13 protein-coding genes and 1 tRNA gene are annotated in these 12,598 nt (G+C 66.5%); 7 read left to right on the plus strand and 7 right to left on the minus strand.

Going from position 1 to position 12,598, the window contains the following annotated elements:
* Both AC1DIQ_RS03995 and coaE read left to right on the plus strand, forming a co-directional pair.
* Complete coding sequence (locus AC1DIQ_RS03995) at positions 1-864, plus strand: prepilin peptidase (protein ID WP_121039283.1); 864 nt, start codon at positions 1-3, stop codon at positions 862-864.
* A gap of 10 nt (positions 865-874) precedes the next feature.
* A complete protein-coding gene (gene coaE, locus AC1DIQ_RS04000; protein WP_282263538.1) occupies positions 875-1,486 on the plus strand; it encodes a dephospho-CoA kinase in 612 nt (203 codons plus the stop codon).
* Positions 1,487-1,522: 36 nt separating this feature from the next.
* Here coaE and AC1DIQ_RS04005 read toward each other — a convergent pair whose 3' ends face one another.
* The 4 genes from AC1DIQ_RS04005 to rimK form a co-directional block, all read right to left on the minus strand.
* Positions 1,523-2,887, minus strand: a complete 1,365-nt coding sequence (locus AC1DIQ_RS04005) for a sensor histidine kinase (protein WP_121039289.1) — start codon at positions 2,885-2,887, stop codon at positions 1,523-1,525.
* Positions 2,850-3,527 carry a response regulator transcription factor gene (locus tag AC1DIQ_RS04010; protein WP_019183933.1) on the minus strand — a complete coding sequence of 226 codons (678 nt, stop codon included), beginning with the start codon at positions 3,525-3,527 and terminating at the stop codon, positions 2,850-2,852. The genes AC1DIQ_RS04005 and AC1DIQ_RS04010 overlap by 38 nt, the downstream gene beginning before the upstream one ends.
* A 142-nt stretch (positions 3,528-3,669) precedes the next feature.
* A complete protein-coding gene (locus tag AC1DIQ_RS04015) occupies positions 3,670-4,137 on the minus strand; it encodes a cell division protein FtsQ/DivIB (RefSeq protein ID WP_121039293.1) in 468 nt (155 codons plus the stop codon).
* A gap of 250 nt (positions 4,138-4,387) precedes the next feature.
* Positions 4,388-5,281 (minus strand): 30S ribosomal protein S6--L-glutamate ligase, encoded by an 894-nt coding sequence (rimK, locus tag AC1DIQ_RS04020; RefSeq protein ID WP_121039296.1) that lies wholly within the window; start codon positions 5,279-5,281, stop codon positions 4,388-4,390.
* A 142-nt stretch (positions 5,282-5,423) separates the two neighbouring features.
* Between rimK and AC1DIQ_RS04025 the strand changes: the two genes are divergently transcribed.
* Complete coding sequence (locus AC1DIQ_RS04025) at positions 5,424-6,170, plus strand: hypothetical protein (RefSeq protein WP_152152493.1); 747 nt, start codon at positions 5,424-5,426, stop codon at positions 6,168-6,170.
* A gap of 24 nt (positions 6,171-6,194) precedes the next feature.
* Here the strand turns inward: AC1DIQ_RS04025 and AC1DIQ_RS04030 are convergent.
* Together AC1DIQ_RS04030 and AC1DIQ_RS04035 are read right to left on the minus strand one after the other, a co-directional pair.
* Positions 6,195-6,268: transfer RNA gene (locus tag AC1DIQ_RS04030), tRNA-Gly, on the minus strand.
* 125 nt (positions 6,269-6,393) lie between these two features.
* The gene (locus AC1DIQ_RS04035) at positions 6,394-8,223 is read right to left on the minus strand and encodes an autotransporter outer membrane beta-barrel domain-containing protein (protein ID WP_121039301.1); all 1,830 of its coding nucleotides are present in this window, start codon (positions 8,221-8,223) and stop codon (positions 6,394-6,396) included.
* Between the two features lie 205 nt (positions 8,224-8,428).
* Between AC1DIQ_RS04035 and thiS the strand changes: the two genes are divergently transcribed.
* From thiS to AC1DIQ_RS04055, 4 genes are read left to right on the plus strand one after another with little or no spacing between them, the layout of a single operon-like run.
* The gene (gene thiS, locus AC1DIQ_RS04040; protein WP_121039303.1) at positions 8,429-8,629 is read left to right on the plus strand and encodes a sulfur carrier protein ThiS; all 201 of its coding nucleotides are present in this window, start codon (positions 8,429-8,431) and stop codon (positions 8,627-8,629) included.
* Between the two features lie 38 nt (positions 8,630-8,667).
* Complete coding sequence (locus AC1DIQ_RS04045; RefSeq protein WP_121039307.1) at positions 8,668-9,462, plus strand: thiazole synthase; 795 nt, start codon at positions 8,668-8,670, stop codon at positions 9,460-9,462.
* Positions 9,462-10,196: a tRNA (guanosine(46)-N7)-methyltransferase TrmB gene (gene trmB, locus AC1DIQ_RS04050; protein ID WP_478049464.1), complete on the plus strand. Its 735-nt coding sequence runs from the start codon at positions 9,462-9,464 to the stop codon at positions 10,194-10,196. The genes AC1DIQ_RS04045 and trmB overlap by 1 nt, the downstream gene beginning before the upstream one ends.
* Before the next feature lie 24 nt (positions 10,197-10,220).
* Positions 10,221-12,068 (plus strand): SLC13 family permease, encoded by a 1,848-nt coding sequence (locus AC1DIQ_RS04055; protein ID WP_121039313.1) that lies wholly within the window; start codon positions 10,221-10,223, stop codon positions 12,066-12,068.
* A gap of 103 nt (positions 12,069-12,171) precedes the next feature.
* On the opposite strand, the gene AC1DIQ_RS04060 is transcribed toward AC1DIQ_RS04055, so the two are convergent.
* Complete coding sequence (locus AC1DIQ_RS04060) at positions 12,172-12,519, minus strand: Rieske (2Fe-2S) protein (protein ID WP_121039316.1); 348 nt, start codon at positions 12,517-12,519, stop codon at positions 12,172-12,174.
* Positions 12,520-12,598: the final 79 nt, after the last annotated feature.

Below are 12,598 nucleotides of genomic sequence, written 5' to 3' on the forward strand. Positions count from 1 at the left end.
ATGGCATTTCTCGACCAGCATCCCGGTCTCGGCTACCCCGCCGCGGTCGGACTGGGACTGCTTATCGGCAGTTTCCTCAACGTGGTGATCCTGCGCCTGCCCAAGCGGCTGGAGTGGGAGTGGAAGCGCGATGCGCGCGAGGTGCTGGAAGAGCCGGACATTTACGAGCCACCGCCCCCCGGCATCGTGGTGGAGCCCTCGCACTGCCCGCATTGCAAGCACAAGCTGTCCTGGTACGAGAACATCCCGCTGTTCAGCTGGCTGGCGCTGCGCGGCAAGTGCCGGCATTGCCATGCCCCGATCTCGATCCAGTACCCGCTGGTGGAGCTGCTGACCGCCGTGCTGGTGGCCGCCAGCGTCTGGCAGTTCGGCTTCGGCTGGCAGGGCTTCGGCGCGATCGTGCTGAGCTGCTTCCTGGTGGCGCTGTCCGGGATCGACCTGCGTACCCAACTGTTGCCGGATCAATTGACCCTACCCTTGATGTGGCTGGGCCTGATCGCGGCCAGCGACAATCTCTATATGCCGGCCAAGCCGGCCCTGCTGGGTGCGCTGGCGGGCTATCTGTCGCTGTGGTCGGTGTGGTGGCTGTTCAAGCAGATCACCGGCAAGGAAGGCATGGGCCACGGCGATTTCAAGCTGCTGGCGGCCCTGGGCGCGTGGTGCGGGCTCAAGGGCATCCTGCCGATCATCCTGCTCTCGTCCGTGGTGGGCGCGATCATCGGCTCGATCTGGCTGTACTCGCGCGGCCGTGACCGGGCCACGCCGATCCCGTTCGGGCCGTACCTGGCCATTGCCGGCTGGATCGTGTTCATGTGGGGCGAGCCGTTGATTGACGGCTACCTGAGCTACGCCGGCCTGCGTTGAGGGCCGCGCGATGAGCCGCTTCGTGATCGGGCTGACCGGCGGCATTGCCGCCGGCAAGAGCGAGGTCAGCCGCCGCTTCGAGGCGCTGGGCATCACCGTGGCCGATGCCGACCTGGCCGCACGCGCGGTGGTGGCACCCGGCAGCGAGGGGCTGGCGCGGATCGCCACCCACTTCGGCACCGACATCCTGCTGGCCGATGGCCAGCTGGACCGTGCCGCGCTGCGGGCCCGCATCTTCGAATCGGCACAGGAGCGCCAGGCGCTGGAGGCGATCACCCATCCAGCCATTCGTCAGCTGCTGCGCGAGACCTGCGAGCAGGCCGAGGGGCCGTATGCGATCGCGGCGATTCCGCTGCTCACCGAGGCCGGCGGCCGCCAGCAGTACCCCTGGCTGGACCGGATCCTGGTGGTGGACGTGCCGGTGGCCGTGCAGCACGCACGGCTGATGCAACGCGATGGCATCGATACCGCCTTGGCGGATCGCATGATCGCCGCCCAGGCCAGCCGCGAGGCGCGCCTGGCAATGGCCGATGATGTGGTGGTCAATGATGGCCACCCGGACCACCTGCAGGCGCATGTGGAGCGGCTGGATCGGGCCTATCGGGCGTTGGCGGCGCGGTAGATCTGGAGGAGCCGACCATCGGCCGGCTCTACCGTGTCAGGCGGGGGAGAACGTCAGCGTGGCGATGACGCCGCGCCCGGCGCCTGGCCGCACGTTGACCTGCCAGCCGTAGAGATCGCACAGGCGGCTGACGATGGACAGGCCGATACCCCCACCCTGCGAATGCCCCGCGTGCGTTCCGCGGTAGCCGCGCTGGAACAGCTTGGCGGCATCTTCTTCGCTCAGGCCGGGGCCGCTGTCGATCACCTCGACGGCGTTGTTGCCCACGCGCACGCGCACCGCGCCTTCCTTGGAGTACTTCACGGCATTGCCGATCAGGTTGCCCAACGCGACCGAGAGGGCCGATTCCGGGGCATCGATCACCAGGTCGTGGTTGCCTTCCAGGATCAGCTCCAGCGGCTTGCCGCCGAGCTGGGCACGGTGCGAATCCAGCAGCTGCTCGGAGACGCGGGCGACGTTGCTGCTGCCCTGCCCGCGCTCGTTGCGCGAGAGCAGCAGCAGCGCACCGATCAGATCGGTACATTGCTGCTCGGCCCGCTGGATGCGCTGCAGGCGCTGCAGCACCTTCGGATCGAGATCCGGGCGGGTCAGCAGCAGTTCGGTGGCGCCGCGAATGACGGCCAGCGGCGTGCGCAGCTCGTGGCTGACGTCCGCATTGAATTCGCGGTCGCGCTGTACGACCTCGGTAAGGCGCGCGGAGTAGTCATCCAGCGCCTGGGCGAGCTGGCCCACTTCATCGTCCGGGAAGCGCGGCGCCAGCGGTTCGGGCTCGCTGGTGCCACCGCGATATGCACGCAGGCGGGCGGCCAGATCGGACACTGGCTTCATCACCTTGGAGGCGGACCACCAGCCCAGCACCAGCGACAGCACGCTGAACACCAGCACCGAGAAGAACAGCGCGCGGTTGAGCTGGCTCTCACCGCGGATGCTCTCGGTCATGTCATAGGCGAGGAAGAACCACACATCCGGCGTTTTACGCACGGCAAGCTTGTAGGAAAACGGCTTGCCGCCGTCATCCACGCCGCTGACGCCGTGGATGCCGTCGTTGAATTCGTACCAGTCCGGCTGTTCCTGGCGCAGCGCTTCGAACTTGTCCGAGCGGACCAGCCGCGCGTACATCTGCTGCACGGGCAGGTCGGGACTGCGCGAGGGATCGGCCGCGAATCGCTTGGCGTACTCGTTGATGTTGCGATTCATCACATCTTCGACCAGCTGGTTTTCCACGCGGGCGCGGGTCCAGTTGGTGGCGAACGCAAACAGCGTGGTCAGGCAGAAGCCCAACAGCACGAACGAGACGATGATGCGGCTGCGCAGCCGGCGCCGATATGGCGCGCGGCGACGCCCCCCCCTGCCCGTCACCGGATCAGGCTTCCGGCGCGGCGATGCGGTATCCGATGCCATGACGGGTCTGGATCATCGGAACCTCGAAGGGCTTGTCGACCACGGCGCGCAGGCCGTGGATATGCACACGCAGGGAATCCGAATCCGGCAGCTCCTCGCCCCACACGCGGGTTTCCAGCTCCTGGCGGGTGACGACGGCCGGGGAGGCCTCCATCAGCGCCTGCAGGATCTTCAGTGCGGTCGGGTTGAGCTGCAGCAGCTTGCCTTGGCGGCGCACTTCCAGCGTGTCCAGGTTGTATTCCAGATCGCCGGTTTCCAGCACGCGGGTCTGCACGCCCTTGCCGCGACGCGACAGGGCGTTCAGACGCACCTCCACTTCCTGCAGCGCGAACGGCTTGATCAGGTAGTCATCGGCGCCGGAATCGAAGCCGGCCAGTTTGTTATCCAGGGAATCGCGCGCCGTCAGCATCAGCACGGGCGTCTGCTTGCGCGCCTCGTTGCGCAGCTTGCGGCACACCTCGATCCCATCCATGCCGGGCAGGTTGAGGTCCAGCACGATCGCGTCGAACTCATGGACGACCGCCAGGTGCAGGCCGGTGACGCCATCGGCTGCGAAGTCCACGGTGTGACCGCGGTCTTCGAGGTAATCGCCCAGGTTGGCGGCAATGTCGCTGTTGTCTTCGATGACGAGAATTCGCACTGGGACCTCTGATTCGTGGGGTTCAACGGAAAGAACGGAGCCGCAGGGCAGCATGTGGAAGGGGACTGCGCGACCTCAAGCTGACCATACAGCGTCGATTCTTAACATTAGACACCGTCGAATGCTGGCGCAGCGTCAAAACTCAGCGCTGATTCGACTGCGCGGGCTGAAGCTCACGCATCATGTTCTTGGCGCTTTCCGTCGCAATGCGTCGCTGGGCAACTGTGGCGCAGACACGCTGCGGCCGGTTGCTGCCGGTCGGCCGTTCGCTGCGGCAGACCATCCGGCTGTCTTCCTTGGCGGTGCTCATCAAGGTGTTGATGAGTTCCTGGTCATTGAACACATCCGTGCGCTGCAGTGGCGGAAGCTGGTCCACGCGCTCATTGCTGCCCAGCTTTACCCGGATCCGGTTCAGGGCCGCCTGCACGCGGCTCCGGTTTTCCAGGGTCATCTCGCTGTACTCCTCACTGCGCAGTGCGTTTTCGACGCTGGTCAGCTGCTGGGCGGCGGGGGCATCAGCGGTCAGCGTGACGGCGGCTTCCGCGGTCGGCTTGGCATGGACGGCGAAGGACAAGCAGCCCAGCAGGGCAATAACGGTCAATCGAGACATCCCTGACTTCCTTATCCGAAAATGAATGAGAGCCAACTCTACGAGGATGAAAGGCTTCCTACAAGTTACCGATGGCAGGGAAAACGGAGCTGCCGGCCAGAAAAAGGCCCGGACAGCTGACGCTGACCGGGCCTGAAGGTGTTTCCCGATTACCGATCCTGCTGAGGAGGGCAGAGCTGCGGTTCGACAGAGCCTACGCCGGGGCCGATTAAACCGATGTTAAGGCCCTGCCCCACCTTGGAAAACCGCATCAACCCTTTGTATTTGCAGGTTTTTTCAAGGAAGCGACATGATCGATGATGCGCCCGGCAAGATCGGCCTGGCAGATCGCCTCGATGCCTTCCAGCCCGGGGGTGGAGTTGACCTCCAGCACCAGCGGGCCGCGGCTGGAGCGGATCAGGTCCACGCCGGCTACGCCCAGGCCCAGCGCCTTGGCCGAGCGCACCGCCACCAGCTGCTCGGCCCGGCTGGCCTTGGCGGCCCGGGCGCTGCCCCCGGCATGCAGATTGGAGCGGAAATCCCCCTCTGGCGCCTGCCGTTGCATCGCCCCGACCACCTGATCGCCGACCACCAGGCAGCGCAGGTCGGCGCCCTGCGCCTCGCCGATGAACTCCTGCATCAGGAAGTTGGCGTAGAGCCCGCGCAGTGCCTCCACGATGCCGCGCGAGGCGCTGGCTTTCTCGGTCAGGATGACGCCGCGGCCCTGGGTGCCCTCGTTGAGCTTCACCACATGCGGCGGCGGGCCCAGCATCGAGAGCAGATCGACGGTGTCATCGGGGTTGTCGCCGAACACCGTAACCGGCATGTCGATGCCCTTGGAGGCCAGGATCTGGTGGGCGCGCAGCTTGTCGCGGGCGCGCAGGATGGCGTCGGAGGGGTTGGGCGTGCGCGCGCCCATCATCTCGAACTGACGCAGCACGGCCGTCCCGTAGCGGGTGACCGAGGCACCGATGCGCGGGATCACCGCGTCCACCCCGGTGATCGGCCGCCCCTTGTAATGCATGGTGAAGCCGTCCGCGGCGATGCGCATGTAACAGCGCAACGGATCGAGAATGCGCACGGTATGGCCCCGCGCACGCGCGGCCTCCACCAGGCGACGCGTGGAGTACAACTTGCTGTTGCGGGACAGGATGGCGAGTTTCATCGCGGCGCAGGGGGCAGGAAAGCGCGAAGCATAGCGTGCGGTGCGTAGGCCGCGATGACGGGCCACCCTGGCGATGCTGCGGCGCGCATCCAGCGGTTGTTCCACAATAATGGGCACCCACACAGATGCCCCGGCAACACGGATGACCACGCCTCCCACCCGTCATTGTTTCGCGGCCCTGCTCGGGGTTCTGCTCTCAGCGGGCACGCATGCCGAGCCTGCCCGTTTCACGGGCTACAGCGACTTCTACAGGTCGTTGGGCGATCCCCTGTTCGAGGGAAAGGGAACCGCACTCGACAAGCCCTGCACGGACGCACCGCGCGAGTGTCTGTGGACCACCTCGATGACGCAGGCCCTGCGGCGCTACGATGCAACCGATTGGATCGTTCCGGGCACCTTGCAGATGAACCCGGCCGATGGCGCACCCGACATTGCCTTCGATGGCCAGGCGCTGATGGTCGGTACGCGGCGGTGGCCATTACGCAGCGCTGTCCGTCTTGCACCACCGAACTGGCCCAGCGGCACCCCCATCGACCCGGAGAATCTGGCCAACGTCACCGCTTGGCAGCACGGCACGTCGGTGTGCCTGGACATGCAGTATGTGAGCAGTGGTAAAGGCGGTCGCTACACGCTGGTGGTGCTGTTGCAGGGTGAGCACCTGTACACCCTGCCCCCGCTGTTTGGCAGTTGCGTCGCCCTACAGAAGGCGGCGGGCAATGGATTCAGTTATCCGAGCAATACCTATCTGGGCCCGGGCATGGAAACCGACCCAAGTGGCCTGCAGGTGGACTATCTGCTATCGGATGGCAAGACACGCGTTGCGCGTTATCTGCTGCGCTTTCCTGATCGGGGCGACCCTTTCACCTTCGAGGCATCGCGCGTGCGATGACGCTTGGCCTGGGAAGGTGACGCGTGGAGCGGGTGAAGGGAATCGAACCCTCGTCAGTAGCTTGGGAAGCTACAGCTCTACCATTGAGCTACACCCGCAAGGCGCGGCGTAAGTCTATTCGGGCGGGGCCCTCAAACGCAACGGGCGGCACTGCGCCGCCCGTTGTTTCACGCTCTTCTGCCGCCGTGCACGGCGCCCGCGGGCGGGCGCTGCGCATGTGGGATCAGAAGCTGCCGCCGAAGCTGGCGAACAGCGACACGTCACGTGCACGCTTCTGCATCGTGGTGGTGCTCATGCCGATGTTGCTGCTCAGGCCCCACAGGTTCAGGCGCGCACCCAGCACGGCGGTGGCGTAGTTCTTGTCGAACGCCAGGCCCGGCACCTTGTACATGCCCACGTCCGGCATGGTCTGCAGCCAGGCGCTGGCCTGCTTGCTGTCCTCGAACTCGTGGTCATAGGTGACCTGCACGTACGGCTTGACGTTGCCGCCATCGAAGCGGGCCTGCCAGCCGACGCGGCCGACGGTCGAATCCGTATCCTGGTCGCCATAGCCCAGCGCCGAGGCGCTCAGGTTGGACTCGGTGTAGCCGTCCAGCTTGACCTTCTGCCAGATCACGGCGGCGACCGGACCGTGGCGGAAGCCGCCTTCGGTGCCGAACTCGTAGCCGGCGTTCAACGCGGCAGTCAGGTTGCTGCCTTCCGGCGAGCCCTTGTGGATGCGCGTTGCCGGGCCGAGCTGCAGCTTGCGGGTCACGTCGTAATCCAGCCAGCTGTAGCTGAGCTGGCCGTTGACCCAGGCGCGCTCGCCATACCAGCCGGCGAACAGGCCCAGCGTGGTATCGGACTGGGTGAAGTCGCCCTTGTTGTTGCCGAAATCGGCGTCCATGCGGCCATAGCCGGCGAAGCCGCCGACCACCATGCCGTCACGCGCCCAATCCACACCGAACAGGCCGGCCGGGGCCATGCCGTCATACAGATCGGCGTGGGCGTAGCGCTGCATGTCGCCGCGCAGGTTGCCCCACCAGCTCAGGCCGTCGGCCGGACGGCCATCCACGTGCCAGCTGACCTGGTCAGCGCGCGAGCGGCCGATGGTCTGTGCCGAGTGGGTCAGGATCTGCTGGTTGCGCGGGGCTTCCAGGATCGACAGGGTGTACTCGCCCAGCATCTGGTGCGTGGCGGTAGTCGGGTGCACGCCATCGGCGAACACGTAGCTGTTGGCCGCGTTCGGGGTGACATAACTGGTCGGGTTGCAGGTCAGCGACGAGGCCGTGGTGCAGGCCGGGCTGGTCACGTTGACGAAGCCGTACTGGCCCGGGTTGGCGACGATTTCCTGCAGGATGTGGAAGGTATCCACCGGAATCACCTGCAGGCCCGCGGCCTTCAGGCCACCGAACAGGGCATCGTTGTAGGCCTTGGCCAGCGCGGTACCGGCGGCCATGCCGGCCGGGCCACCGGCGCGGGCGCCCGGGGTCAGGCCGACGTCCGGAATGGTCGGGACCACGATGTATTCGGCGCCAGCCGCCTTCAGCGTGCCGACGATGCCGACCTGGTCGGTGACGGCATTGGTCAGCGTGGAGACCAGCGGCGCACCGGCCTGGATCGCGAACAGGTCATTGGCACCGCCCCACACGGTGTACAGCGCGTTCGGGTCGGCCTTGCCACCGTTGGCCGCCAGGTACTGCGCGGTCTGGGTCTTGAGCGAGTACACCGGCACGGCCGGGGTACCCGGGGCGAGCACTTGGCTGGTGTCCACACCGACACGGGCGCCGCCGATGGCGTAATTGTCACCGTTCTGGCCGTTGCCGTGGGCAGCGCCGTTGGTGCCGTAGTAGCTGGCCACATGCTGTGCCCAGGTCCAGCCCGGGTTGGTGGTGAACTGGCCCGTCACCGGCTGCACCGCGGCCGGCAGCAGCGGGCGGAAGTAGCCCGCATCGGTCAGGCTGTCGCCGATGAAGACGGTCTTGGTGTACGGCGACTGCGCCATGGCCGGCATCGCGGCCAGGGCGATGGCCACGGCCATGAGGGAACGGATCGGGCGTTTGCTGAGCAACATGAAAATTCCTTTAGGGTGGGGAAGACGGCGGACGTACGCCGGCGCACGGTGCCATGTTTCCACTGCACCTCGCCGGCATCACGCTGCGCTGCGGCATGACGCCCGGCAGCCCGCCGCCCGGCCATCATTGGCCTGACGCTCGCGGCACCTCTGCCGCGGGGCGCACAGGGTACGCACTGTGGAGTGATTGCGGGACAATACCGTCATGAACATCCAGCTCAACGGCGAGAACCGCCAGCTTCCGCACACCGCCACCGTCCACGACCTGCTGCGCAGCGAGGACCTGCTCGAGCGCCGCGTGGCGGTCGAGGTCAATGGCGAGATCGTCACCCGCAGCCAGCACGCCAGCCACCCCCTGCGCGAGGGCGACGTGGTCGAGATCGTGCATGCGCTGGGCGGCGGCTGAGGCAGCATCGTGACGCGCGATAGGCGATAATTCCGGCCATGAATGCACCTGCCCCCACTGATTCGCTGGTGATCGCCGGCAAGACCTATGCTTCCCGCCTGCTCACCGGCACCGGCAAGTTCAAGGATCTGGAAGAAACCCGCCTGGCCACCGAGGCCGCGGGCGCCCGGATCGTCACCGTGGCGATCCGCCGCACCAATATCGGGCAGAACCCGGGCGAGCCGAACCTGCTCGATGTGCTGCCGCCGGACCGTTACACCATCCTGCCCAACACCGCCGGCTGCTACACCGCCGAAGACGCCGTGCGCACCTGCCGGCTGGCCCGCGAACTGCTGGACGGCCACAACCTGACCAAGCTGGAAGTGCTGGGCGACCAGAAGAGCCTGTACCCGGATGTGGTGCAGACCCTCAAGGCGGCCGAGCAGCTGGTCAAGGACGGCTTCGAGGTGATGGTCTATACCTCCGATGACCCGATCCTGGCCAAGCGCCTGGAAGAGATCGGCTGCGCTGCGGTGATGCCGCTGGCCGCGCCGATCGGCTCGGGCCTGGGCATCCAGAACAAATACAACCTGCTGCAGATCATCGAAGACGCCAAGGTGCCGATCATCGTCGATGCCGGCGTGGGCACCGCCTCCGATGCGGCCATCGCGATGGAACTGGGCTGCGACGGCGTGCTGATGAACACCGCCATCGCCGGCGCGCGCAACCCGATCCTGATGGCCAGCGCGATGCGCAAGGCCGTGGAAGCGGGCCGCGAGGCCTTCCTGGCCGGGCGCATTCCGCGCAAGCGCTACGCCAGTGCCTCCTCGCCGATTGACGGGTTGATCGGCTGATGACCAATCCTTTCGACAGCGCCGGTGCCAAGGCGCCGCCCAAGCCCTTCACCATCACCGAAGGCCGCCGCGAGGTCCGCAGTTTCGTGCTGCGCCAAGGGCGCTTCACCCCCGCCCAGCAGCGCGCGTTCGATGATCGCTGGCCGCGCTTCGGGCTGGATTTCACCGGCGAGCCGCGCGATCTGGATGCCACCTTCGGGCGCGATGCGCACAAGGTGCTGGAAATCGGCTTCGGTAATGGCGCCGCGCTGCGCTTCGCCGCGCAGCAGGACCCGAGCCGCGATTACATCGGCCTGGAAGTGCACGCGCCCGGCGTGGGCCGCCTGCTCAACGCCCTGGCCGACGACAACGCCGGCCACGTGCGCCTGTACCACCACGATGCCGTGGAGGTACTGGAAAAGGAAATCGCCGATGGCGCGCTGGATGAAGTGCGCATCTACTTCCCGGACCCGTGGCACAAGAAGCGCCATAACAAGCGTCGCCTGATCCAGCCCGGCTTTGCCGCGCTGCTGGTGCGCAAGCTGCGCGTCGGTGGCCGCCTGCACTGTGCCACGGACTGGGAAGACTATGCCGAGCAGATGTGGGACGTGCTCGACGCCACCGCCGGGCTGAGCAACCGTGCCGGCCCGCGTGGGCAGGTCGAGCGGCCGGAATGGCGCCCGCAGACCCACTTCGAAACCCGTGGCCAGAAGCTCGGCCATGGCGTGTGGGACCTGTTGTACGACCGCACCTGATCCGACAAGGAACCGCGCCACCCCATGGATACCGCGCTGACGCTGACTACCGACATGAAGCTCGTTCTGGGGCTGGTCGGCTTCACGATGGCGATGTTTCTGTTCGAGCGCATCCGCGCCGACGTGGTGGCACTGGTGGTACTGGTGGTGCTCGGCGTCACTGGCCTGATCGCTCCGGAAGAAATCTTCGGTGGCTTCTCCGGTAACGCGGTGATGAGCATCATCGCCACCACCATCCTCGGCGCGGGCCTGGACCGCACCGGGGCGCTGAACCGGTTGGCGGCCTGGCTGCTGCGGCGCGGGCATGGCGTGGAAACACGCCTGCTGATGATGACCACCGCGATCGCCGGCTTGAACTCTTCGTTCATGCAGAACCCCTCGGTGATGGCGTTGTACCTGCCGGTCGCCTCGCGGCTGGCTGCGCGCACCGGGCTGACCCTGCAGCGCCTGCTGCTGCCGATCGCCGCGGCCATCGTGATGGGCGGTGCGCTGACCATGGTCGGCAACTCGCCACTGATCCTGCTCAACGATCTGCTGGCCTCGGCCAACAACAACCTGCCCTCGGGCCTGGCCACGATCGAGCCGCTGCGGATGTTCGCGCCGCTGCCGATCGGCGTGGCGCTGCTGATCGCCTCGCTGCTGTATTTCCGCTACTTCGGTGATCGCAAGCTGGTGGAGGAAGAGACGCTGGCCAACGACGGCGTCACCCCGTCGCGCACCGAGAGCTACTTCGCCAAGACCTACGGCATCGAAGGCGATGTGTTCGAACTGGTGGTCACCGCCGAGAGCCCGCTGGTCGGCATGACCCTGGGCGAGGCCGAGAACGTGCACGATGCGCCGCTGCTGCTGGCGCTCAAGACCGGTAACGACACCCGCCTGGCGCCGCCAGCGGAGATGCGGATCTGGGTCGGCAGCGTGCTGGGCGTGATGGGCGCGCGCCAGCAGGTCAGCGATTTCGCGCAGAACCAGTTCCTGCGGATGTCCTCGCGGCTGAAACACCTGGGCGACCTGTTCAACCCGAGCCGCGCAGGCATTTCCGAAGCGGTGGTGCCGCCCACGTCCGACGTGATCGGCAAGAGCGCCTCGGACCTGCGCCTGCGCAAGCAGCGCGGCATCAGCCTGCTGGCGATCAACCGCGACAAGCAGGTGATCCGCGAAGACGTGCGCAACGTGGCGCTGCGCGCCGGCGACATGCTGGTCTTCCACAGCATCTGGACCGACCTGGCGCAGGCGGCCAAGAGCCGCGACTTCGTGGTGGTCACCGATTACCCCAAGGGTGAGCAGCGGCCGCACAAATTCAAGATCGCGATGAGCATCTTCGCCATCACCATCCTGATCGCGCTGACCTCCAAGCTGCCGGTGGCGCTGACCCTGATGACCGGCGTGGCCGGGATGCTGCTGACCGGCGTGCTGCGCATGGACGAGGCCTACGCCTCGATCAACTGGAAAACCGTATTCATGATGGCCGGGCTGATTCCGCTCGGCTGGGCGATGGACAGCAGCGGCGCGGCGGCGTGGATCGCCGGGCACACGATCGACCGCCTGCCGACCGGCATCCCGGTGTGGGTGCTGGAAATCGCGCTGGCACTGTTGACCACGATGTTCTCGCTGGTGATCAGCCACGTGGGGGCAACCATCGTGATGGTGCCCATCGCGGTGAACCTGGCGCTGGCCGCCGGTGGCAGCCCGACCGCGTTCGCGCTGATCGTGGCGCTGTCGGCCTCGAACAATCTGATGACGGCCTCCAACCCGGTGATTTCGATGATCACCGGCCCGGCCAATTACACCCCGCGCGAGCTGTGGCGGGTCGGCGCCCCGCTGTCGTTGATCTATACGGCGGTGGTGGTGCTGATGATCAACCTGATGTTCTAGGGCGTGCCGGCCAGCGGCCGGCACTACCGGTCGGTGGGCGACATCTGAGACGTAGCGGCCAACGGTCGCTACCTACCGATGGGCCCGGGCCCACCGGTCGTTGTCACGCCAGCCAGACCTGGCCGTCGCGCACCTGCACGGACACCGCGCGCAGGCGATCACCGCGACACGGGCCGGCCACGCAATCACCGTTGTCCAACGAGAACGAGGCGCCATGCGCTGCGCACACCAGGTGGCCGTCCTTGCTTTTCAGGAACTGCCCCGGGGCCCAGTCCAACCGGCGGCCCGCGTGCGGGCAGATGTTCAGCCACGCGCGCACCTGGTCACCCTCGCGGTACAACACCACCGATTCGCTGTCGCCCTCAATGGTGGCATCGGTTTCGGCGAAACCCCCGTCGGCCATGGCATCCAGGGCAATGAGGGCGGTGGCGGTGGACTCTGGAACGGACATGGCATCTACAACAGGCAGTGGAAGCACAGTGTCTCACGCACTCATGTCACTGGCTCCCGGATGAATACAAGTCATTGAT

The sequence above is a fragment of the Stenotrophomonas sp. 05L413 genome, assembly GCF_056397945.1.

What these genes read in the sequence shown, in the direction of transcription:
- AC1DIQ_RS03995 (WP_121039283.1), top strand. Translation starts at nt 1, where the DNA reads ATGGCATTTCTCGACCAGCATCCCGGTCTCGGCTACCCCGCCGCGGTC.
- coaE (WP_282263538.1), top strand. Translation starts at nt 875, where the DNA reads ATGAGCCGCTTCGTGATCGGGCTGACCGGCGGCATTGCCGCCGGCAAG.
- AC1DIQ_RS04005 (WP_121039289.1), bottom strand. Translation starts at nt 2,887, where the DNA reads ATGGCATCGGATACCGCATCGCCGCGCCGGAAGCCTGATCCGGTGACG.
- AC1DIQ_RS04015 (WP_121039293.1), bottom strand. Translation starts at nt 4,137, where the DNA reads ATGTCTCGATTGACCGTTATTGCCCTGCTGGGCTGCTTGTCCTTCGCC.
- rimK (WP_121039296.1), bottom strand. Translation starts at nt 5,281, where the DNA reads ATGAAACTCGCCATCCTGTCCCGCAACAGCAAGTTGTACTCCACGCGT.
- AC1DIQ_RS04025 (WP_152152493.1), top strand. Translation starts at nt 5,424, where the DNA reads ATGACCACGCCTCCCACCCGTCATTGTTTCGCGGCCCTGCTCGGGGTT.
- AC1DIQ_RS04035 (WP_121039301.1), bottom strand. Translation starts at nt 8,223, where the DNA reads ATGTTGCTCAGCAAACGCCCGATCCGTTCCCTCATGGCCGTGGCCATC.
- thiS (WP_121039303.1), top strand. Translation starts at nt 8,429, where the DNA reads ATGAACATCCAGCTCAACGGCGAGAACCGCCAGCTTCCGCACACCGCC.
- AC1DIQ_RS04045 (WP_121039307.1), top strand. Translation starts at nt 8,668, where the DNA reads ATGAATGCACCTGCCCCCACTGATTCGCTGGTGATCGCCGGCAAGACC.
- trmB (WP_478049464.1), top strand. Translation starts at nt 9,462, where the DNA reads ATGACCAATCCTTTCGACAGCGCCGGTGCCAAGGCGCCGCCCAAGCCC.
- AC1DIQ_RS04055 (WP_121039313.1), top strand. Translation starts at nt 10,221, where the DNA reads ATGGATACCGCGCTGACGCTGACTACCGACATGAAGCTCGTTCTGGGG.
- AC1DIQ_RS04060 (WP_121039316.1), bottom strand. Translation starts at nt 12,519, where the DNA reads ATGTCCGTTCCAGAGTCCACCGCCACCGCCCTCATTGCCCTGGATGCC.